Genomic DNA, 18,930 nt, shown 5'->3' with positions numbered 1-18,930 from the left:
AGAAGCTGCGCTTCGCCATCCGCGAAGGCGGCCGCACCGTCGGTGCAGGCGTCGTCGCCTCCATCATCGAGTGATCGAAGCCATCCCGAGGGGCGCTCGGCTTGCCGGCGCGCCCCTTTTTCGTGGACCTCTTGATTGAGTTCCATTGGCGAGCCCAAACGTGGCCACCCTCTGGGAGCCTGAAGAAAAATGAACGGCCAGAACATCCGGATCCGCCTCAAGGCGTTCGACCATCGCATCCTGGACGCCTCGACGCGCGAAATCGTCAATACGGCGAAGCGCACGGGCGCCCAGGTCCGCGGCCCGATTCCGCTGCCGACGCGGATCGAGAGGTTCACGGTCAACCGCTCGCCTCACGTGGATAAGAAGTCTCGTGAACAGTTCGAGATGCGCACGCATAAGCGCCTTCTCGATATCGTCGACCCGACGCCCCAGACGGTGGACGCGCTGATGAAGCTCGACCTCGCCGCCGGCGTCGACGTCGAGATCAAGCTCTGATTTGGGAAGGCGAGGGGACACGGCCATGCGGTCAGGCGTCATCGCCCAGAAGGTCGGAATGACCCGCATCTTTACCGATGCTGGTGAGCACATTCCGGTCACTGTGCTGAAAGTCGATAATTGCCAGGTGGTTGCCCACCGTACGCTGGACAAGAACGGCTATGTCGCCGTTCAGCTCGGCGTCGGTTCGGCGAAGCCGCAGAACACCACCCGCGCGATGCGGGGCCACTTCGCGGTCGCGAAGGTGGAGCCCAAGCGCAAGCTCGCGGAATTCCGCGTTGAGGAAGAAGGTCTGATCCCGGTCGGCGCCGAGCTGACGGTCGATCACTTCGTCGTCGGCCAGTTCGTCGACGTGACCGGCACCTCGACCGGTAAGGGCTTCGCCGGTGGTATGAAGCGTCACAACTTCGGCGGTCTGCGTGCCACCCACGGCGTGTCGATCTCCCACCGTTCGATCGGTTCTACCGGTGGTCGTCAGGACCCCGGCAAGACCTTCAAGAACAAGAAGATGCCCGGTCACATGGGCGTCGAGACCGTCACCACCCAGAATCTCAAGGTCGTGCTCACCGATGTCGAGCGTGGCCTGATCGCGGTCGAGGGTGCGGTGCCGGGCCACAAGGGCGGCTGGATCCTGGTCGCCGATGCCGTGAAGAAGAAGCTGCCGGCCGACGCGCCGAAGCCGGGCAAGTTCCGGATTCCGGGCGAGGCTGCCGCCGAGGCTCCGGTGGAAGCCACTGCCGAGGAGGGCGTGTGATGGAACTCGCCGTCAAGACTCTTGAAGGGACCGACGCCGGTTCCGTGACCCTGTCGGACGAGATCTTCGGTCTCGAGCCGCGCCAGGATATTCTGCACCGCTGCGTGGTGTGGCAGCTGTCGCGCCGCCAGGCCGGCACGCACCAGACACTGTCGCGCGCGGACGTCAACCGCACCAAGCGGAAGATGTACAAGCAGAAGGGCACCGGCGGCGCGCGTCACGGCGCGGCTTCCGCTCCGCAGTTCCGCGGCGGCGCCAAGGCGTTCGGCCCGGTCCAGCGCAGCCACGCCTCGGAGCTTCCCAAGAAGGTCCGCGCGCTCGCGCTGAAGCATGCGCTGTCGAGCAAGGCGAAGGATCAGAGCATCATCGTCCTCGACGATGCGACGCTGGCCGAGCCGAAGACCAAGCTGTTGAAGGACCGGCTCGCTGGCCTCGGCATCTCGAACGCGCTGGTCATCTCCGGTGCCGAGGTCGACCTCAATTTCGGTCTCGCCTCGCGCAACATCGGCCATTTCGACGTGCTGCCCGTCCAGGGCATCAATGTCTACGACATCCTTCGCCGTCAGACCCTGGTGCTGACCAAGGCGGCTGTCGATGCGCTGGAGGCGCGCTTCAAATGAGTCTCGAACCGCGCCACTACGACGTGATCGTGTCTCCGGTCATCACCGAGAAGGCCACGAATGCGTCCGAGCAGAACAAGGTCGTCTTCAAGGTTGCTCTGACGGCTACCAAGCCGCAGATCAAGGAGGCGGTCGAGAAGCTCTTCGACGTCAAGGTGAAGAGCGTCAACACGCTGGTCCGCAAGGGGAAGACGAAGGTCTTCAAGGGCCGCAAGGGCGTGCAGAACGACGTGAAGAAGGCGGTCGTGACCCTCGTCGAGGGCCACACCATCGACATCACGTCCGGTCTGTGAGCCGTAGCTTAAAGGGAACAGAGACATGGCGCTCAAGACCTTCAAGCCGGTGACGCCGGGCCTTCGCCAGCTCGTGATCGTCGACCGGTCCGGCCTGTACAAGGGCAAGCCGGTTAAGTCCCTCACCGAGGGCAAGAGCTCGGCCGGCGGCCGCAATAACCTCGGCCGCATCACGGTGCGGTTCCGTGGCGGCGGCCACAAGCAGACCTATCGCGTGGTGGACTTCAAGCGCACCAAGCGCGACGTCCCCGCCGTCGTGGAGCGGATCGAGTACGATCCGAACCGCACCGCCTTCATCGCCCTCCTGAAGTACGAGGACGGTGAACTTGCCTATATCCTGGCTCCGCAGCGCCTCGCGGTCGGCGACTCCGTTGTCGCCGGCAAGAACGTGGACGTGAAGCCGGGCAATGCGGCGCCGCTGGGCAACCTGCCCGTCGGCACGATCGTGCACAATGTGGAGCTGAAGATCGGCAAGGGCGGTCAGATCGCCCGTTCGGCCGGCTCCTATGCGCAGATCGTGGGTCGCGACCAGGGCTACGTCATCGTTCGCCTGAACTCGGGCGAGCAGCGTCTGGTCCATGGCGAGTGCTTCGGTACGGTGGGCGCGGTCTCGAACCCCGACCACATGAACACGAACCTCGGCAAGGCCGGCCGCAAGCGCTGGCTGGGCCGTCGCCCGCATAACCGCGGCGTCACCATGAACCCGGTCGACCATCCCCATGGCGGCGGCGAAGGCCGTACCTCGGGCGGTCGTCATCCGGTCACCCCGTGGGGCTTCCCCACGAAGGGCAAGAAGACCCGGAAGAACAAGCAGACCGGCAAGTTCATCGTGTCCAGCCGGCACGCACGCAAGAAGTGAGCGAGGGAAGCTAGAGAATGGCTCGTTCGATCTGGAAAGGTCCGTTCGTCGACGGCTACCTCCTCAAGAAGGCGGAAGCTGCTCGCGGCTCCGGGCGTCACGACGTGGTCAAGATCTGGAGCCGTCGCTCCACGATCCTGCCCCAGTTCGTGGGCATCACGTTCGGTGTCTATAACGGCAACAAGCATGTCCCGGTCTCGGTGAACGAGGACATGGTCGGCCACAAGTTCGGCGAGTTCGCCCCGACCCGTACCTATTACGGGCACGCGGCGGACAAGAAGGCCAAGCGGAAGTAAGGGCAAGAATCATGGGTAAGGCAGCTCGTCCGCGCACGCTCGCGGATACGGAGGCCAAGGCGGTTGCGCGGAATCTCCGCATCAGCCCCCAGAAGCTCAACCTCGTCGCCGGCCTCATCCGGGGCAAGAAGGTGGCGACGGCACTTGCGGATCTGGAGTTCTCGCGCAAGCGGATCGCCGGAGACGTGAAGAAGTGTCTTGAGTCGGCCATCGCCAATGCCGAGAACAATCATGACCTCGATGTCGACGATCTCGTCGTCGCCGAGGCCCATGTCGGCAAGGGCATCGTCATGAAGCGCTTCGCAGCGCGCGCCCGTGGTCGGGCGAGCCGCATCGAGAAGCCGTTCTCGCACATCACCATCGTGGTGCGTGAAGTCGGGGAGAAGGCCTGATGGGTCAGAAGGTCAATCCGGTCGGGCTGCGTCTCGGCATCAATCGCACCTGGGATTCGCGCTGGTTCGCGAGCAAGGGCGAGTACGGCCAGCTGCTGCACGAAGACATCAAGATCCGCGAGAAGCTGCAGAAGCTGCTGAAGCAGGCTGCTGTCTCGAAGATCGTCATCGAGCGTCCGCACAAGAAGTGCCGCGTCACCATCTACTCGGCCCGCCCGGGCGTGGTGATCGGCAAGAAGGGCGCGGACATCGAGAAGCTGCGAAAGGTCGTCGCCGAGATGACCAACTCGGAGGTGTTCATCAACATCGTCGAGATCCGCAAGCCCGAGATCGACGCCCGCCTGGTCGCCGAATCGATTGCGCAGCAGCTCGAGCGTCGCGTCGCTTTCCGCCGCGCGATGAAGCGTGCGGTGCAGTCCGCGATGCGTCTCGGCGCCGAAGGGATCCGCATCAACTGCGCTGGCCGCCTTGGCGGAGCAGAAATTGCGCGTCTCGAGTGGTATCGTGAGGGCCGTGTGCCACTTCACACCTTGCGCGCGGACGTAGATTACGGTACTGCGACCGCCTTCACGACCTACGGCACCTGCGGTGTGAAGGTCTGGATCTTCAAGGGCGAAATCCTCGAGCACGACCCGATGGCGCAGGACAAGCGTCATTCGGACAGCGAGCCGTCGGGTGGTCGTTCCTCGCGCCGCGACGCGGCGTGAGTCCACGCATAAAGGAATAAGAGGCGCGACATGCTGCAACCGAAGCGCACGAAGTTCCGCAAGCAGTTCAAGGGCCGGATCCACGGCACCGCGAAAGGCGGGACTGACCTCAATTTCGGCCAGTTCGGGCTCAAGGCACTTGAGCCCGAGCGGGTGACCGCTCGTCAGATCGAGGCTGCGCGTCGCGCCCTCACCCGTCACATGAAGCGTGCGGGCCGGGTGTGGATCCGCGTGTTCCCGGACGTGCCGGTGTCGAAGAAGCCGACCGAAGTCCGCATGGGCAAGGGCAAGGGCGCTCCCGAATTCTGGGCCGCCAAGGTCAAGCCTGGTCGTATCATGTTCGAGATCGACGGTGTCAATCAGGAGCTGGCCAAGGAGGCGCTTACCCTCGCCGCCGCCAAGCTGCCGATCAAGACCCGTTTCGTCGAACGCATCGCCGAGTGAGGAGGCAGACATGACGAAGGCTTCCGATATTCGGACGAAGACGGCCGACGAGCTCTCGGACGAGCTTCTGGCGCTGAAGAAGGAGCAGTTCAACCTGCGCTTCCAGCGTGCCACCGGCCAGCTCGAGAACACCGCCCGTGTCCGCCAGGTCCGTCGCGACATCGCGCGGCTGAAGACGGTCCAGGCGCAGAAGGTCGCTTCCGCGGCCAAGACGAAGTGAGGAGATAACGATGCCGAAGCGTTTGCTGCAGGGCGTCGTGGTGAGCGACAAGCAGGACAAGACCGTCGTGGTTCGTGTCGAGCGTCGTTTCACGCATCCGCTGCTCAAGAAGACCGTTCGCCGTTCCAAGAAGTACCACGCCCACGACGAGGCGAACTCCTGGAAGGAAGGCGACACGGTGTGGATCGAGGAAAGCCGTCCTCTGTCCAAGCTTAAGCACTGGATCGTGGTCCAGGGCGAGAAGCGGGTCGAGGTCTGAGGCTCTTCGGAGCCTCCGGTCTTATTGGGCTCCCGGAAACGGGGTTGAGGGTGCGCCGGTTCGCCGGTTGCGCGCAAGTTAAAGAGAAAAAGGTGCATCATGATCCAGATGCAGACCAATCTCGACGTCGCGGACAATTCCGGCGCGCGTCGCGTCATGTGCATCAAGGTGCTTGGCGGGTCGAAGCGTAAATACGCCCATGTCGGCGACATCATCGTGGTGTCGGTGAAAGAGGCTATTCCGCGCGGCCGCGTGAAGAAGGGCGATGTGATGAAGGCCGTGGTCGTTCGTACGGCCAAGGACATCCGTCGCGTGGACGGCACGGTGATCCGCTTCGACCGCAATGCGGCCGTGCTGATCAACAACAACAAGGAGCCGGTCGGCACCCGTATCTTCGGGCCCGTGCCGCGCGAGTTGCGTGCCAAGAACCACATGAAGATCATTTCGCTGGCGCCGGAGGTGCTGTGATGGCCGCGAAGATTAAGAAGGGCGACAAGGTCGTCGTTCTCGCTGGCCGCGACAAGGGTCGCACCGGCGAGGTGTTCGAAGTGCTTCCGAAGGACAACACCGCGCGCGTGCGTGGCGTGAACATCGTGAAGCGCCACCAGCGGCAGAGCGCGAACCAGGAAGGCGGGATCATCTCCAAGGAGGCCCCGATCAACCTGTCGAACATCGCGATCGCCGATCCGAAGGACGGCAAGCCGACCCGCGTCGGTTTCCAGGTGCAGGCTGACGGCACGAAGGTGCGCGTCGCCAAGCGCTCGGGGGAGAAGATCGATGGCTGAGGCGACTTACATTCCGCGCCTGCGTTCGCATTACGAGGACGTGGTGCGCAAGGCGATGATCGAGCAGTTCGGGTACAAGAACCCGATGGAAGTGCCGGTCATCGAGAAGATCGTGATCAACATGGGTGTCGGCGAAGCCACTGCCGATACCAAGAAGGTCCAGACCGCCGCCGGGGACCTCGCGCAGATCGCCGGCCAGAAGCCGGTCGTGACCCGCGCCCGCAAGGCGATCTCGAACTTCAAGCTGCGCGAGAACCAGCCGGTCGGCGCGAAGGTTACCCTTCGCAAGACCCGCATGTACGAGTTCGTGGACCGGCTCGTGAATATCGCTCTCCCGCGTGTTCGCGACTTCCGCGGCCTGAACCCGAAGAGCTTCGACGGCCGCGGCAATTATGCCCTCGGCATCAAGGAGCACATCGTGTTCCCCGAGATCAACTACGACAAGGTTGATCAGATGTGGGGCATGGACATCATCGTCTGCACGACGGCGAAGACGGACGAAGAGGCGCGCGCGCTTCTGAAGGCCTTCAACTTCCCGTTCCGTCAGTAAGCATCCCCTTCCGGCCGTGGGGCGGGAGCCCCAAACGCGGAGACTAGGAGCAAAACCTATGGCGAAGAAGAGCTCGGTCGAAAAGAACGAGCACCGCCGGCAGCTCGCGAAGAGCTATTCCGGTAAGCGTGCCCGTCTCAAGGCCCTCGTGATGAACAAGGAAGTGCCGATTGAGGAGCGTTTCGCCGCTACCCTCAAGCTGGCGGAGCTTCCGCGCAACTCGGCGAAGGATCGCGTTCGCAACCGTTGCGAAGTGACCGGCCGTCCGCGTGCGTTCTATCGCAAGCTGAAGATGTCGCGTATCGCGCTGCGTGAGCTGGGTTCCCAGGGCCTCGTCCCGGGCCTGGTGAAGTCGAGCTGGTGAGGGAGGGATAGTCATGTCCACGACCGATCCGATCGGCGATCTCATCACCCGCATCCGCAATGCGCAGATGCGTCGCAAGGAAAAGATCTCGACCCCCGGCTCGCGCCTGCGCGCCTCGGTCCTCGAGGTGCTCGCTGCCGAAGGCTTCATCCGGGGCTATTCCGCCTCGGAGCCGGTCAATGGCCGCACCGAGTTCGAGATCGAACTGAAGTACTATGACGGCGAGCCGGTGATCCGCGAGATCTCCCGCGTCTCCAAGCCGGGCCGCCGCGTTTACTCGTCGGTCAAGACCCTTCCCCGCGTCGCCAACGGTCTCGGCGTCGCTGTCGTCTCCACGCCCCAGGGCGTGATGGCGGACCACGAAGCCCGCGAGAAGAACGTGGGCGGCGAGGTCCTCTTCACGGTCTTCTGATCGGGAGGGAGAGAGAGCACATGTCCAAGATCGGCAAAGCCACCATCACCGTACCGGCCGGCGTTACAGCCGCCATTGACGGCCAGACCGTGAAGGTCAAGGGCCCGAAGGGCGCGCTGGAGGTCAATCTCGTCGAGGAAGTCGGCGCGAAGCTGGAAAACAACGTGATCTCGTTCGCCCCGCGCGGCGAGACCAACCGTCACAACGCGATGTGGGGCCTGTCCCGCACGCTGGTGGCGAACCTTGTCGAAGGCGTGACCAAGGGCTTCGAGAAGAAGCTCGAGATCAGCGGCGTCGGCTACAAGGCGGCGGTGCAGGGCAAGAACCTGAACCTCTCGCTCGGTTACAGCCACGACGTGATCTATGCGATCCCGGAAGGGATCCAGATCGTCACGCCGAAGCCGACCGAGATCGTCGTCTCTGGCATCGACCGCCAGAAGGTTGGCCAGGTCGCCGCCGAGATCCGCGAGTTCCGCGGTCCCGAGCCCTATAAGGGCAAGGGCGTGAAGTACGCCGGCGAATTCATCTTCCGCAAGGAAGGCAAGAAGAAGTAACGGAACCGAACCATGGCAAACCATCAGGACGCTACCGAGCGCCGTAAGGCGCGTGTCCGTCGTGCTCTCCGCGCGGCGGCGAACGGGCGGCCGCGCCTTTCGGTGCATCGCTCGTCCAAGCACATCTACGCGCAGGTCATCGACGACGAGCGCGGCGTCACTCTCGCCGCTGCCTCGACGCTCGAGAAGGACGTGCGCTCCAGCCTGAAGACCGGCGCGGATGTCGCGGCGGCTCAGGCCGTCGGCAAGCTCGTGGCTGAGCGTGCCGTCGCTGCCGGCGTGAAGGAAGTCGTGTTCGATCGCGGCGCCTTCATTTATCACGGCCGCGTCAAGGCGCTCGCCGATGCCGCTCGCGAGAGCGGCCTCAACTTCTGATCACGAGCGGGTCGACCGCGTAAAGACGAGGATATGATCATGGCTCGTGAACGTGAGCGTGACCGCGAGGATCGCGACAATACGTTCGTGGACAAGCTGGTCCACATCAACCGCGTCGCCAAGGTTGTGAAGGGTGGCCGTCGCTTCGGCTTCGCTGCGCTTGTGGTCGTCGGCGACCAGAAGGGCCGCGTGGGCTTCGGCCACGGCAAGGCCCGCGAGGTGCCGGAGGCGATCCGCAAGGCGACCGATGCCGCCAAGCGCGCGCTGATTCGCGTGCCGCTGCGCGAAGGCCGCACCCTGCACCATGACGTGCACGGTCATCACGGCGCCGGCAAGGTGGTGCTCCGCGCCGCCCCGGCGGGTACCGGCATCATCGCCGGCGGCCCGATGCGCGCCGTCTTCGAGACGCTCGGCATGCAGGACGTTGTGGCGAAGTCGTTCGGCTCGTCCAACCCCTACAACATGGTCCGCGCGACCTTCGACGCCCTCAAGAACCAGGACAGCCCGCGCCTCGTCGCGGCGCGCCGCAGCCTGAAGGTGTCGCAGCTTCAGTCCCGTCGTCGTGTCGACGACGCCGAAGCGACCGACTGATAGGAGCTGACCCATGGCAGACAAGACCATCACGGTCGAGCAGGTCGGTTCGCCGATCCGCCGTCCGCAGGACCAGCGGGCCACCCTTATCGGTCTCGGCCTGAACAAGCTCGGGCGCAAGTCCACCCTCGAAGACACCCCGGCGGTCCGCGGCATGATTGCCAAGGTTCGCCATCTCGTCCGCGTCGTCGAAGCGTGACGGCAGGACAGGGAGACAGGCGATGACCAGCCTCAACGACATTCGTGACAACGCCGGCGCGCGCAAGAAGCGCATGCGCGTCGGCCGCGGCATCGGTTCGGGCAAGGGCAAGACCGGCGGCCGTGGCGTGAAGGGTCAGACCTCGCGCACCGGCGTCGCGATCAAGGGCTTCGAGGGTGGCCAGATGCCGCTGCATCGTCGCCTGCCGAAGCGCGGCTTCAACAACATCTTCGCTCGCGACTGGAACGAGGTCACCCTCGGCCGCATCCAGACCGCGATCGATGCCGGCCGGCTCGATGCCTCCAAGACCGTGACCCAGGAAGCCCTCGTTGCCGCCGGTGCCCTGCGCCGCGCCAAGGATGGCGTGCGTGTTCTCGGCTCCGGCGAGCTGACCTCCAAGATTACCCTCGAAGTGGCGCATGCCACCAAGTCGGTCGTCGCGGCGGTCGAGAAGGTGGGCGGTTCGGTGACGGTTCTCGTCCCGGCGACCACTGGCGAATCGGCGGCCTGAGGATTACCTCGGCCGCAGCGCCCGTTCCCGGCTGGACCGTCACGGTCCGCCAGCCGGGGAGGGGCCTCGGTTTCAAACAGACTTGAGCAAGTTCCGCCAGGCTGAAGCAGCCTCGGTGGAGCTTGCTCGGGCGTTTCAGGGCACAGGCGAGGAGCGAAGCCACAATGGCGTCGGCAGCAGAACAGCTCGCGGCAAACCTCAATTTCGGTGCTCTGGCAAAGGCCGAAGAACTGAAGAAGCGCATCTGGTTCACGCTGGCTGCGCTTCTCGTCTATCGGCTCGGCACCTATATCCCGATGCCCGGGATCAATCCCGACGCGCTGCAGGACGTCTTCAAGACGGCGCAGCAGGGCATCATCGGCCTGTTCAACATGTTCTCGGGCGGCGCGGTCTCGCGCATGGCGATCTTCGCCCTGAACATCATGCCGTACATCTCCGCCTCCATCATCGTTCAGCTCCTCACCACGGTCTCGCCGACCCTGGAGGCGCTGAAGAAGGAAGGCGAGTCAGGCCGCAAGCAGATCAACCAGTACACGCGCTACTTGACCGTGGTGCTCGCGGTCTTCCAGGCCTATGGCATCGCCGTCGGGCTCGAAGGCACCGGCACGGTGGTGAGCAATCCCGGCATCTTCTTCCGGATCGAGACGGTGATCACCCTTACGGGCGGCACCATGTTCCTGATGTGGCTTGGCGAGCAGATCACGTCGCGCGGCATCGGCAACGGCATCTCGCTGATCATCTTCGCCGGCATCGTGGCGGAGCTGCCGTCAGCTATCGTGAACACGCTGGAACTCGGCCGTCAGGGCGCGATCTCGACGGGCATCATCCTGGCGGTGATCCTGATGGTGTTCGCCGTGATCATGTTCATCGTGTTCATGGAGCGCGCCCAGCGCCGGCTGCTGATCCAGTATCCGAAGCGCCAGGTCGGCAACAAGGTGTATGAGGGCCAGTCCTCGCATCTGCCGCTGAAGCTCAACTCGTCGGGCGTCATCCCGCCGATCTTCGCGTCCTCGCTGCTGCTGATCCCGACCACGGTCGCCAGCTTCATGCAGGGTACGGGCCCGGCGTGGCTCACCACGGTGACCTCGCTGGTCGGCCACGGGCGGCCGCTTTTCATGCTGCTCTACGTGCTGCTGATCGTGTTCTTCAGCTTCTTCTATACGGCGATCGTGTTCAATCCGACCGAGACGGCCGACAATCTGAAGAAGCATGGCGGCTTCATTCCGGGCATCCGCCCGGGCGAGCGCACAGCCGAGTACATCGACTATGTGCTGACTCGCATCACGGTCATCGGTGCCGCTTACCTTGCCATCGTGTGCCTGTTCCCGGAGATCCTGATCTCCTATGCCGCCGTGCCGTTTTATTTCGGCGGCACATCACTGCTCATCGTCGTCAGCGTGACGATGGACACGGTGGCGCAGGTTCAGGGCCATCTGCTGGCGCACCAGTATGAAGGTCTGGTGAAGAAGGCGAGGCTGAGGGGGAAGCGTCGATGAGGCTGATTCTGCTGGGACCGCCCGGGGCCGGGAAGGGCACTCAGGCACAGCGCCTCGTGGAGCGGCACGGCATCGTGCAGCTCTCCACCGGTGACATGCTGCGCGAGGCGGTGCGGAACCAGACGCCGGTCGGCCTTCGGGCCAAGGCGGTGATGGATGCGGGCCAGCTCGTCTCGGACGAGATCGTGATCGGGATCATCTCCGACCGAATCGACGCGGCGGATTGCCAGAACGGATTCATCCTCGACGGCTTTCCGCGCACTGTTGCGCAGGCCGAGGCGCTGGATCGGATTCTCGCGGAGAAAGGCCTGAAGCTCGATGCCGTCATCGAGCTGAGGGTCGATCAGACCCGCCTGCTGGACCGGATCATGGGCCGCGCGGCCGATGCCCGTTCCCGGGGCGAACCCGTCCGCAAGGACGACGACCCCGAGGTCTTCAAGACCCGGCTGGAAGCCTATAACCGCGATACCGCCGTGGTCTCGCCGTTCTATGCGCAGACGGGCCGGCTGGTAACGCTGGACGGCATGGCGCCCGTCGACGAGGTCACCAAGGCCATCGCCGGCGTGTTGGAGACGGTCTGAACGACCGCTGCCCCTTGACATGAAGCGGAATCGCAGCTAAGTGCGCCGCTTCACTATCAACAGATCGGGCGTTACGACCTCTGTTGCAGATGTCGCGACGCCCCTTCGTGCGTTCCCCGCAAGGGCCGGCCTCCACCGGACGCGGGTTCATCTCACGCCGCGACGCAGGTCGCGGCCATATGGAGAAGCCGAAATGGCTCGTATTGCAGGCGTCAATATCCCGACCAACAAGCGCGTCGTCATCGCGCTCCAGTACATCCACGGCATCGGCGCCAAGAAGGCGGAAGAGATCGTGGAGAAGGTCGGCATCCCGGCCGAGCGCCGCGTCAACCAGCTGACCGACCAGGAAGTGCTGCAGATCCGCGAGACGATCGACCGCGACTATCTGGTCGAGGGTGATCTGCGCCGCGAAGTCGCGATCAACATCAAGCGCCTGATGGACCTCGGCTGCTATCGCGGCCTGCGTCACCGTCGTGGCCTGCCGGTCCGCGGCCAGCGCACGCACACCAACGCCCGCACCCGCAAGGGTCCGGCGAAGCCGATCGCCGGCAAGAAGAAGTGAGGCGCCGGGCCTGAGGCCCGCCGCATCATCCGAAGGCCGGTTGCCACGAAGCGCCGGCCGTATTCATCCGATCATCTCGTCCCGAGCGCCTGGCATTACGGGCGCGTTCGAAGGATCAAGGAACTATGGCCAAAGAAGCAGCCCGCGTTAAGCGCCGTGAGCGCAAGAACATCGCCTCCGGCGTCGCCCATGTGAACGCCTCGTTCAACAACACGATGATCACCATCACCGACGCGCAGGGCAACACGATTGCCTGGTCGTCGGCCGGTGCCATGGGCTTCAAGGGCTCGCGGAAGTCGACCCCCTATGCGGCCCAGGTGGCTGCCGAGGATTGCGCCCGCAAGGCGGCCGATCACGGCATGCGCACCCTGGAAGTCGAGGTGTCGGGTCCCGGTTCGGGTCGTGAGTCGGCCCTGCGCGCCTTCCAGGCGGCAGGCTTCACGGTGACCTCGATCCGCGACGTCACCCCCATCCCGCACAATGGCTGCCGGCCGCGCAAGCGCCGTCGCGTGTGATCGGTCCCTCCCGCGGGTGCCTTCGGCCTCGCGGGAGTCGCTGCGTTTGGCAATCCCCTCCCGCGGGGCGGGAAGCGGTCGTTTCGGTGACGTTGCCGGGCGATCGTCGAAAGCAAGGGTGACGTCGTGATTCAGAAGAACTGGCAAGAGCTGATCAAGCCGGAAAAGCTGGAGGTTGCTGCCGGCAGCGACCCGAAGCGGCTTGCCACGGTTGTCGCCGAGCCGCTGGAGCGCGGCTTCGGCCAGACGCTGGGCAATGCACTGCGCCGTATCCTGCTGTCGTCCCTGCAGGGCGCGGCGGTGACGTCGGTGCACATCGACGGGGTTCTGCACGAGTTCTCGTCCATCCCCGGCGTGCGTGAGGACGTCACCGACATCGTCCTCAACATCAAGGACATCGCCATCAAGATGCAGGGCGAAGGCCCGAAGCGCATGGTGGTGAAGAAGCAGGGCCCGGGCATCGTGACCGCCGGCGACATCCAGACCGTGGGTGACGTGCAGGTGCTCAATCCCGAGCTCGTGCTCTGCACGCTGGACGACGGTGCGGAGATCCGCATGGAGTTCACCGTGGATACCGGCAAGGGCTATGTCGCGGCCGACCGCAACCGCCCGGAAGACGCGCCGATCGGCCTCATCCCGGTCGACAGCCTCTATTCGCCGGTGAAGAAGGTCTCCTACAAGGTCGAGAACACCCGCGAGGGCCAGATTCTCGACTATGACAAGCTGACCCTGACCATCGAGACCAACGGCTCGGTTGGTCCTGAAGATGCGCTGGCTTATGCCGCGCGAATCCTGCAGGACCAGCTCGAAATCTTCGTGAACTTCGAGGAGCCGAAGCGCGAGGTCGAAAGCCCGGCGATGCAGGAGCTGCCCTTCAACCCGGCGCTCCTCAAGAAGGTGGACGAACTCGAGCTTTCGGTCCGTTCGGCCAACTGCCTGAAGAACGACAACATCGTCTATATCGGCGACCTGATCCAGAAGACCGAGGCGGAAATGCTCCGTACCCCGAACTTCGGCCGCAAGTCGCTGAACGAGATCAAGGAAGTTCTGGCCAGCATGGGTCTGCACCTCGGCATGGAAGTGCCGGGCTGGCCGCCGGAGAACATCGAAGATCTCGCCAAGCGCTTCGAAGATCACTACTGAGCATCACGCGCGGCATTCGAGCCGCAGAACACAACGTCCGGCTCGAAAGCCGTCGCATCTGAGGATTAAGCCATGAACCACGGTAAGGCCCATCGCCGGTTCAACCGGACTGCCGAACACCGCAAGGCCATGTTCGCCAATATGGCGCAGGCGCTCATCACCCATGAGCAGATCATCACCACCTTGCCGAAGGCGAAGGACCTTCGTCCGGTGGTCGAGAAGCTCATCACCCTCGGCAAGCGCGGCGGCCTCCATGCCCGCCGTCAGGCGATCGCCGAGATCCGCGACGTCGCCGTCGTGCGCAAGCTCTTCGACGTCGTCGGCCCGCGCTACAAGGAGCGCAATGGCGGCTATACCCGCATCATCAAGGCGGGCTTCCGCCACGGCGATGCGGCCGCGATCGCGGTGATCGAGCTGGTCGACCGCGACGAGAGCGCCAAGGGCGCCGCGGACCTCGCCCGCCACGAGGCGGCGAAGGCCGAGGAAGCCGCTGCGGCCTGACCGGCCCGCACGGAACCGGATATCGAAAGGGCGGCCCTCGGGTCGCCCTTTTGCTTTTTCGGGCGCTCGCCCGCCCCCTTCCTCCACCACGCTGGGCGCTCTATATCTGCCGCCATGAAGCACGCGCTCCGTTACCTTCCCGCCCTTCTCATCGCCCTATCGAGCCTGCCCGCGGCCGCACAGCAGCCGGCGGGGCTGCCGCAGGTTCCGCGCTCGCGCGCCGAGATCGGCCTCACCTTCGCGCCGGTCGTCTCGCGCGTGGCGCCGGCCATCGTGAATGTCTACGCGCTGAAGGTGGAGCCACGCAGCAATCCCATGCTGGACGACCCGTTCTTTCGCCGCTTCTTCGGCGATCGCGGGGGGCCGGACGTTCCGGACGCGGAGGGGCCGAGCGAACGGATCCAGCGTTCGCTGGGCTCCGGCGTGCTGGTGGATCCCACCGGCGTGGTGGTGACCAACAACCACGTCATCGACGGTGCTGATGAAATCCGCATCGCGCTCGCCGACAAACGGGAATACGACGCGAAGGTCGTGCTGCGCGATCCGCGTACCGACATCGCCATCCTGCGGCTGGAGAATGCAAAGGGCAGTTTCCCGTCGGCCGTGCTCGGCTCGTCGGACGACCTGGAGGTCGGCGACATCGTGCTCGCCATCGGCAATCCGTTCGGCGTCGGGCAGACCGTGACGCAAGGCATCGTCTCGGCGCTGGCCCGTACCCAGCGCGGCATCACCGATTACGGCTTCTTCATCCAGACCGACGCGGCGATCAATCCCGGCAATTCCGGCGGCGCGCTGGTGGATGGCGCCGGCCGCGTGGTGGGCATCAATACGGCGATCTTCTCGCGCTCCGGCGGGTCGCAGGGGATCGGCTTCGCCATCCCCGCGGACATGGTGCGCGTTGTGCTGCAATCCGCGCTCAATGGCAGCAAGGTGGTGCGCCGGCCCTGGCTCGGCGCCGACCTGCAGGCGGTGACGGCCGATATCGCCGACGGGCTCGACCTCGCGCGCCCCACCGGCGCTTTGGTGCAGAACGTCGTGCCGGACAGTCCGGCGGAGAAGGCGGGGCTGCGCAGCGGCGACCTCATCGTCGCGGTCGCTGGCCAGGAGGTGGACGATCCCGACGCCTTCGGCTTTCGCTTCGCCACGCGGCCGCTCGGCGGTCAGGTCGAGCTCGGGATCGTGCGGCAGGGCAAGGAGATGAAGCTCGCGGTGGCGCTGCAGGCCGCCCCCGAGAGCGTGCCGCGCGAGGAGATCACGCTGGAGGGCCGCTCCCCGCTGGCCGGCGCCACCGTGGTGAACCTGTCTCCGGCGGTGATCGACGAGATGCGCACGGTCGATGCCACCAAGGGTGTCGTCATCACCGCGGTCGCCGAGGATTCCCCCGCCCAGCGTACCAGCTTCAAGCCGGGCGACGTGATCGTGGAGATCAACGGAATCCCCATCGCGAAGACCGCCGACCTGCAGAATCTGATGCGCACACCCCAGCGTGCCTGGCGCGTCACCTTGCAGCGGGGCGGCCGCGTCGTCACCGCGCTGCTGCCGGGCTGACCCATGGCCGCCGATCTTTTTTCCAGCGCCGGGCTCGATAAGGAAGCGCCGCGTCCGCTCGCCGATCGCCTGCGGCCGCAGAAGCTCGACGAGGTGGTGGGGCAGGAGCACCTCACCGGCCCGCAGGGCATGCTGACTCGCGTGCTGGAGAGCCGCGTGCTGAGCTCGCTGATCTTCTGGGGCCCGCCCGGCACCGGCAAGACGACGGTGGCGCGGCTGCTGGCCGACCAGACCGACCTGCATTTCGAGCAGGTCTCGGCCATCTTCAGCGGCGTTGCCGACCTCAAGAAGGTGTTCGAGGCGGCGCGTGCCCGACGCAGCACAGGCAAGGGCACGCTGCTCTTCGTCGACGAAATCCACCGCTTCAACCGCGCCCAGCAGGACAGCTTCCTGCCGGTGATGGAGGATGGCACCGTCACCCTGATCGGCGCGACAACCGAGAATCCGTCCTTCGAGCTGAATGCGGCGCTGCTGTCGCGGGCGCGGGTGCTGGTGTTCAAGTCGCTGGATCCGGAGGCGATCGAGCGGCTGTTGAAGCGCGCCGAGGCGCTGGAGGGCAAGCGGCTGCCGCTGGACGCGGAAGCGCGCGCCGCGCTCGCGGGCATGGCGGATGGCGACGGGCGCTATCTGCTCGGGCTGGTCGGAGACCTGCTGGCGCTGCCCATTGATCACGACCTCACCGTCGCCGAGCTGGCCGAGACGGTGCAGAAGCGTGCCCCGATCTATGACAAGGGACAGGACGAGCATTACAACCTGCTCTCCTGCTTCCATAAGAGCCTGCGCGGCTCGGATGTGAATGCGGCGATGTACTGGGCGGCGCGGATGATCAGCGGCGGGGAGGATCCCGGCACGATCTTTCGCCGCCTGTGCTGCGCGGCGTCCGAGGATGTCGGCATGGCGGACCCGCAGGCGATGCCGCAGGTCGTTGCGGCATGGACCGCGTTCGACCGAGTCGGCTGGCCGGAGGGACGGCTTTTTCTCGCGCAGGCCATCGCCTATGTCGCGACGGCGCCGAAATCCAACGCCGCCTATTCGGCCTTCAACGCCGCGCTGGCGCTCGCCAAGCAGACTGGCTCGCTGGCGCCGCCCAAGCACATCCTCAACGCGCCGACCCGGCTGATGAAGGATCTGGGCTATCACGCCGGCTATCGCTATGATCATGACTTTCCCGACGCCTATGCCGGGCAGGAATTCTTCCCCGATGAGCTGGCGGGGGATGGCCGGGCATCCTTCTACGAGCCGAACGAGCGCGGCTTCGAGCGCGAGGTGAAGAAGCGGCTGGATTATTGGGGGCGCATCAAGGCCGAGCGCCAGCGCGAATAGCCTCCTGCGCCTCACGCGACCCTCTCGCTCCTGTTTTTCGGCCTTGCCCTCCCGGCAGGATGGAGTAGCTGATGTCCTTCGCATGCGAGGACGCGGCTGCGGTGCCGCTCATCATCATTTCATGGCGCGGTCGGTTGGGCGCGCCCATCGTGCATCGGTTCGGCTGAGAGGAAACATGGCTGTCCAGACTTTGATCGTCCGGGAGGACGAAGACGGCATGCGGCTGGACCGCTGGTTCATGGCGCGCTTTCCGTTCATGGCCTTCGGCCGCCTGCAGAAGCTGGTGCGCACCGGTCAGGTGCGGGTCGAGGGCGCGCGGGTGAAGACCAGCACGCGGCTGGCAGCCGGGCAGGGCGTGCGCGTTCCTCCGCTGGCGGAGACCTTCGACGAGACGGCGGCGCAGGTCGAGGCAGGGGCGGCCGATGCGGAAGGTGTCGAGGCAGAGGACACGGCCAGCATCGTCGAGGCGAGCACCCCCAAAGCCGTCCCCGCGCGCGGCAGGAGCGCCGGCGCGGACGAGGCGGTGCACGCGGCGAAGGTCGCGGCCCATGGCGAGGCCGCGGTGCGCCGCGCCTCCGGCGTCGCGGCTCCCGCGGTTCGGCGCGCCGTGGACGACGACAAGGACGCCGCCGCGCTGCGCGCCATGACGCTTTATGAGGACCGCGACGTGCTCGTCCTGAACAAGCCGTTCGGCCTTGCGGTGCAGGGCGGCTCGGGCACCTATCGCCATGTCGACGGCATGCTCGAATCGCTGCGGGCCGAGGACGGCCAGAAGCCGCGGCTCGTGCACCGCATCGACAAGGACACCTCCGGCATCCTGCTGATCGCGCGTTCGCGGCTGGCGGCTGCGAACCTCGCCAAGACCTTTCGCTCGCGTGCCGCGCGCAAGGTCTACTGGGCGCTGGTCCCGGGCGTGCCGAAGCCGCGGCAGGGGCGCATTTCCACCTATCTCGCCAAGGACGAGGCCGCCGAGCGCATGCGCGTCGCCCGCCACGGCGAGGACGAAGCCAGCCACGCGGTGTCCTATTACGCCGTCGTCGACCAGGCTGCGCAGAAGCTCGCCTGGCTGTCGCTCAAGCCGGTGACCGGTCGCACCCATCAGCTGCGCGCGCATGCCGCCCATATCGGTCACCCGATTGTCGGCGATCCCAAATATTTCGACATCGAGAACTGGCCGTTGCCCGGCGGTCTGCAGAATCGGCTGCACCTTCTCGCTCGCCGTCTCGTCATTCCCCATCCACGCGCGGAGCGGCTGATCGATGTTTCGGCACCGCTGCCTCCGCATATGCAGCAAAGCTGGGCGGTTCTTGGCTTCGACGCGTCGCAATATGACCCGATCGAGCAGGCTCCCGAGGAGAGTTGAGGCCTGAAACGGAGTCTGATCGCTCTGTGATCACAGCTTCGTCACATCGCTGCGCAATATGATGCGCAGCGGCAACAGGTCGGGAACCTCCGATCGTTGGTCTGCAATATGCTAGGGGCATTTGCTCACGACATGATAGGTTGCGCAGTCAGCCGTTGGGGCAGGGTGGGGGCACCCGATCGCATGTGAGGCTGCCGTATGGTCTGCAGGGGCGT

General features: G+C 65.3%; 31 protein-coding genes. All 31 read left to right on the top strand.

Features of this window, described 5'->3' with window-relative positions; genetic code table 11:
* On the top strand, window positions 1-74 hold a 74-nt coding region (locus MWN34_RS19185; RefSeq protein ID WP_139285976.1), incomplete at its 5' end, for an EF-Tu C-terminal domain-related protein.
* A 115-nt stretch (window positions 75-189) separates the two neighbouring features.
* A complete protein-coding gene (gene rpsJ, locus MWN34_RS19180; protein WP_170010341.1) occupies window positions 190-498 on the top strand; it encodes a 30S ribosomal protein S10 in 309 nt (102 codons plus the stop codon).
* A 25-nt stretch (window positions 499-523) separates the two neighbouring features.
* Window positions 524-1,252 (top strand): 50S ribosomal protein L3, encoded by a 729-nt coding sequence (gene rplC, locus MWN34_RS19175; protein ID WP_247030926.1) that lies wholly within the window; start codon window positions 524-526, stop codon window positions 1,250-1,252.
* Window positions 1,252-1,872, top strand: a complete 621-nt coding sequence (rplD, locus tag MWN34_RS19170) for a 50S ribosomal protein L4 (protein ID WP_247030925.1) — start codon at window positions 1,252-1,254, stop codon at window positions 1,870-1,872. Before rplC ends, rplD begins: the two co-directional genes overlap by 1 nt.
* Window positions 1,869-2,165, top strand: coding sequence for a 50S ribosomal protein L23 (locus MWN34_RS19165; RefSeq protein WP_247030924.1), 297 nt, complete (start codon window positions 1,869-1,871; stop codon window positions 2,163-2,165). Before rplD ends, MWN34_RS19165 begins: the two co-directional genes overlap by 4 nt.
* Before the next feature lie 25 nt (window positions 2,166-2,190).
* On the top strand, window positions 2,191-3,024 hold the full coding sequence (gene rplB / locus MWN34_RS19160) for a 50S ribosomal protein L2 (RefSeq protein ID WP_247030923.1): 834 nt from the start codon (window positions 2,191-2,193) through the stop codon (window positions 3,022-3,024).
* 17 nt (window positions 3,025-3,041) lie between these two features.
* A complete protein-coding gene (gene rpsS, locus MWN34_RS19155) occupies window positions 3,042-3,320 on the top strand; it encodes a 30S ribosomal protein S19 (protein ID WP_247030922.1) in 279 nt (92 codons plus the stop codon).
* 11 nt (window positions 3,321-3,331) lie between these two features.
* Window positions 3,332-3,712, top strand: a complete 381-nt coding sequence (gene rplV / locus MWN34_RS19150; protein WP_247030921.1) for a 50S ribosomal protein L22 — start codon at window positions 3,332-3,334, stop codon at window positions 3,710-3,712.
* Window positions 3,712-4,419 carry a 30S ribosomal protein S3 gene (gene rpsC, locus MWN34_RS19145; protein ID WP_247030920.1) on the top strand — a complete coding sequence of 236 codons (708 nt, stop codon included), beginning with the start codon at window positions 3,712-3,714 and terminating at the stop codon, window positions 4,417-4,419. The genes rplV and rpsC overlap by 1 nt, the downstream gene beginning before the upstream one ends.
* 30 nt (window positions 4,420-4,449) lie before the next feature.
* Window positions 4,450-4,863, top strand: coding sequence for a 50S ribosomal protein L16 (rplP, locus tag MWN34_RS19140; RefSeq protein WP_247030919.1), 414 nt, complete (start codon window positions 4,450-4,452; stop codon window positions 4,861-4,863).
* A gap of 10 nt (window positions 4,864-4,873) precedes the next feature.
* The gene (rpmC, locus tag MWN34_RS19135; RefSeq protein WP_247030918.1) at window positions 4,874-5,083 is read left to right on the top strand and encodes a 50S ribosomal protein L29; all 210 of its coding nucleotides are present in this window, start codon (window positions 4,874-4,876) and stop codon (window positions 5,081-5,083) included.
* 10 nt (window positions 5,084-5,093) lie between these two features.
* Window positions 5,094-5,342: a 30S ribosomal protein S17 gene (gene rpsQ / locus MWN34_RS19130; protein ID WP_247030917.1), complete on the top strand. Its 249-nt coding sequence runs from the start codon at window positions 5,094-5,096 to the stop codon at window positions 5,340-5,342.
* A gap of 99 nt (window positions 5,343-5,441) precedes the next feature.
* A complete protein-coding gene (rplN, locus tag MWN34_RS19125; RefSeq protein WP_163073307.1) occupies window positions 5,442-5,810 on the top strand; it encodes a 50S ribosomal protein L14 in 369 nt (122 codons plus the stop codon).
* On the top strand, window positions 5,810-6,127 hold the full coding sequence (gene rplX / locus MWN34_RS19120; RefSeq protein WP_247030916.1) for a 50S ribosomal protein L24: 318 nt from the start codon (window positions 5,810-5,812) through the stop codon (window positions 6,125-6,127). Before rplN ends, rplX begins: the two co-directional genes overlap by 1 nt.
* The gene (gene rplE, locus MWN34_RS19115; RefSeq protein ID WP_247030915.1) at window positions 6,120-6,677 is read left to right on the top strand and encodes a 50S ribosomal protein L5; all 558 of its coding nucleotides are present in this window, start codon (window positions 6,120-6,122) and stop codon (window positions 6,675-6,677) included. The genes rplX and rplE overlap by 8 nt, the downstream gene beginning before the upstream one ends.
* 58 nt (window positions 6,678-6,735) lie before the next feature.
* On the top strand, window positions 6,736-7,041 hold the full coding sequence (rpsN, locus tag MWN34_RS19110; protein ID WP_247030914.1) for a 30S ribosomal protein S14: 306 nt from the start codon (window positions 6,736-6,738) through the stop codon (window positions 7,039-7,041).
* 13 nt (window positions 7,042-7,054) lie between these two features.
* On the top strand, window positions 7,055-7,453 hold the full coding sequence (gene rpsH / locus MWN34_RS19105; RefSeq protein WP_247030913.1) for a 30S ribosomal protein S8: 399 nt from the start codon (window positions 7,055-7,057) through the stop codon (window positions 7,451-7,453).
* A 20-nt stretch (window positions 7,454-7,473) separates the two neighbouring features.
* Window positions 7,474-8,007, top strand: coding sequence for a 50S ribosomal protein L6 (gene rplF, locus MWN34_RS19100; protein ID WP_247030912.1), 534 nt, complete (start codon window positions 7,474-7,476; stop codon window positions 8,005-8,007).
* A 12-nt stretch (window positions 8,008-8,019) separates the two neighbouring features.
* The gene (gene rplR, locus MWN34_RS19095) at window positions 8,020-8,382 is read left to right on the top strand and encodes a 50S ribosomal protein L18 (RefSeq protein ID WP_247030911.1); all 363 of its coding nucleotides are present in this window, start codon (window positions 8,020-8,022) and stop codon (window positions 8,380-8,382) included.
* A gap of 39 nt (window positions 8,383-8,421) precedes the next feature.
* The gene (rpsE, locus tag MWN34_RS19090; RefSeq protein ID WP_247030910.1) at window positions 8,422-8,973 is read left to right on the top strand and encodes a 30S ribosomal protein S5; all 552 of its coding nucleotides are present in this window, start codon (window positions 8,422-8,424) and stop codon (window positions 8,971-8,973) included.
* A gap of 13 nt (window positions 8,974-8,986) precedes the next feature.
* The gene (gene rpmD / locus MWN34_RS19085; protein WP_247030909.1) at window positions 8,987-9,172 is read left to right on the top strand and encodes a 50S ribosomal protein L30; all 186 of its coding nucleotides are present in this window, start codon (window positions 8,987-8,989) and stop codon (window positions 9,170-9,172) included.
* A gap of 22 nt (window positions 9,173-9,194) precedes the next feature.
* The gene (gene rplO / locus MWN34_RS19080; RefSeq protein WP_247030908.1) at window positions 9,195-9,683 is read left to right on the top strand and encodes a 50S ribosomal protein L15; all 489 of its coding nucleotides are present in this window, start codon (window positions 9,195-9,197) and stop codon (window positions 9,681-9,683) included.
* 164 nt (window positions 9,684-9,847) lie between these two features.
* Window positions 9,848-11,179, top strand: a complete 1,332-nt coding sequence (gene secY, locus MWN34_RS19075) for a preprotein translocase subunit SecY (protein WP_247030907.1) — start codon at window positions 9,848-9,850, stop codon at window positions 11,177-11,179.
* The gene (locus tag MWN34_RS19070) at window positions 11,176-11,760 is read left to right on the top strand and encodes an adenylate kinase (RefSeq protein WP_247030906.1); all 585 of its coding nucleotides are present in this window, start codon (window positions 11,176-11,178) and stop codon (window positions 11,758-11,760) included. The genes secY and MWN34_RS19070 overlap by 4 nt, the downstream gene beginning before the upstream one ends.
* Before the next feature lie 193 nt (window positions 11,761-11,953).
* Complete coding sequence (rpsM, locus tag MWN34_RS19065; RefSeq protein WP_247030905.1) at window positions 11,954-12,322, top strand: 30S ribosomal protein S13; 369 nt, start codon at window positions 11,954-11,956, stop codon at window positions 12,320-12,322.
* 125 nt (window positions 12,323-12,447) lie between these two features.
* Window positions 12,448-12,837: a 30S ribosomal protein S11 gene (rpsK, locus tag MWN34_RS19060; RefSeq protein ID WP_029355735.1), complete on the top strand. Its 390-nt coding sequence runs from the start codon at window positions 12,448-12,450 to the stop codon at window positions 12,835-12,837.
* A 102-nt stretch (window positions 12,838-12,939) separates the two neighbouring features.
* Window positions 12,940-13,980 carry a DNA-directed RNA polymerase subunit alpha gene (locus MWN34_RS19055; RefSeq protein WP_247030927.1) on the top strand — a complete coding sequence of 347 codons (1,041 nt, stop codon included), beginning with the start codon at window positions 12,940-12,942 and terminating at the stop codon, window positions 13,978-13,980.
* A 72-nt stretch (window positions 13,981-14,052) separates the two neighbouring features.
* A complete protein-coding gene (gene rplQ / locus MWN34_RS19050) occupies window positions 14,053-14,481 on the top strand; it encodes a 50S ribosomal protein L17 (RefSeq protein WP_247030904.1) in 429 nt (142 codons plus the stop codon).
* Window positions 14,482-14,595: 114 nt separating this feature from the next.
* Complete coding sequence (locus MWN34_RS19045; protein WP_247030903.1) at window positions 14,596-16,029, top strand: DegQ family serine endoprotease; 1,434 nt, start codon at window positions 14,596-14,598, stop codon at window positions 16,027-16,029.
* Window positions 16,030-16,032: 3 nt separating this feature from the next.
* Entirely contained in the window at window positions 16,033-17,352 is a 1,320-nt protein-coding gene (locus MWN34_RS19040) for a replication-associated recombination protein A (protein WP_247030902.1), read from the top strand.
* Between the two features lie 175 nt (window positions 17,353-17,527).
* On the top strand, window positions 17,528-18,715 hold the full coding sequence (locus MWN34_RS19035) for an RluA family pseudouridine synthase (RefSeq protein ID WP_247030901.1): 1,188 nt from the start codon (window positions 17,528-17,530) through the stop codon (window positions 18,713-18,715).
* Window positions 18,716-18,930 lie beyond the last annotated feature (215 nt).

The organism is Ancylobacter crimeensis (assembly GCF_023016805.1).
Taxonomy (GTDB): Bacteria; Pseudomonadota; Alphaproteobacteria; order Rhizobiales; family Xanthobacteraceae; genus Ancylobacter; species Ancylobacter crimeensis.
Note: the sequence above shows the minus strand (reverse complement) of the source record. Positions and strands in the feature narration are given on the sequence as shown.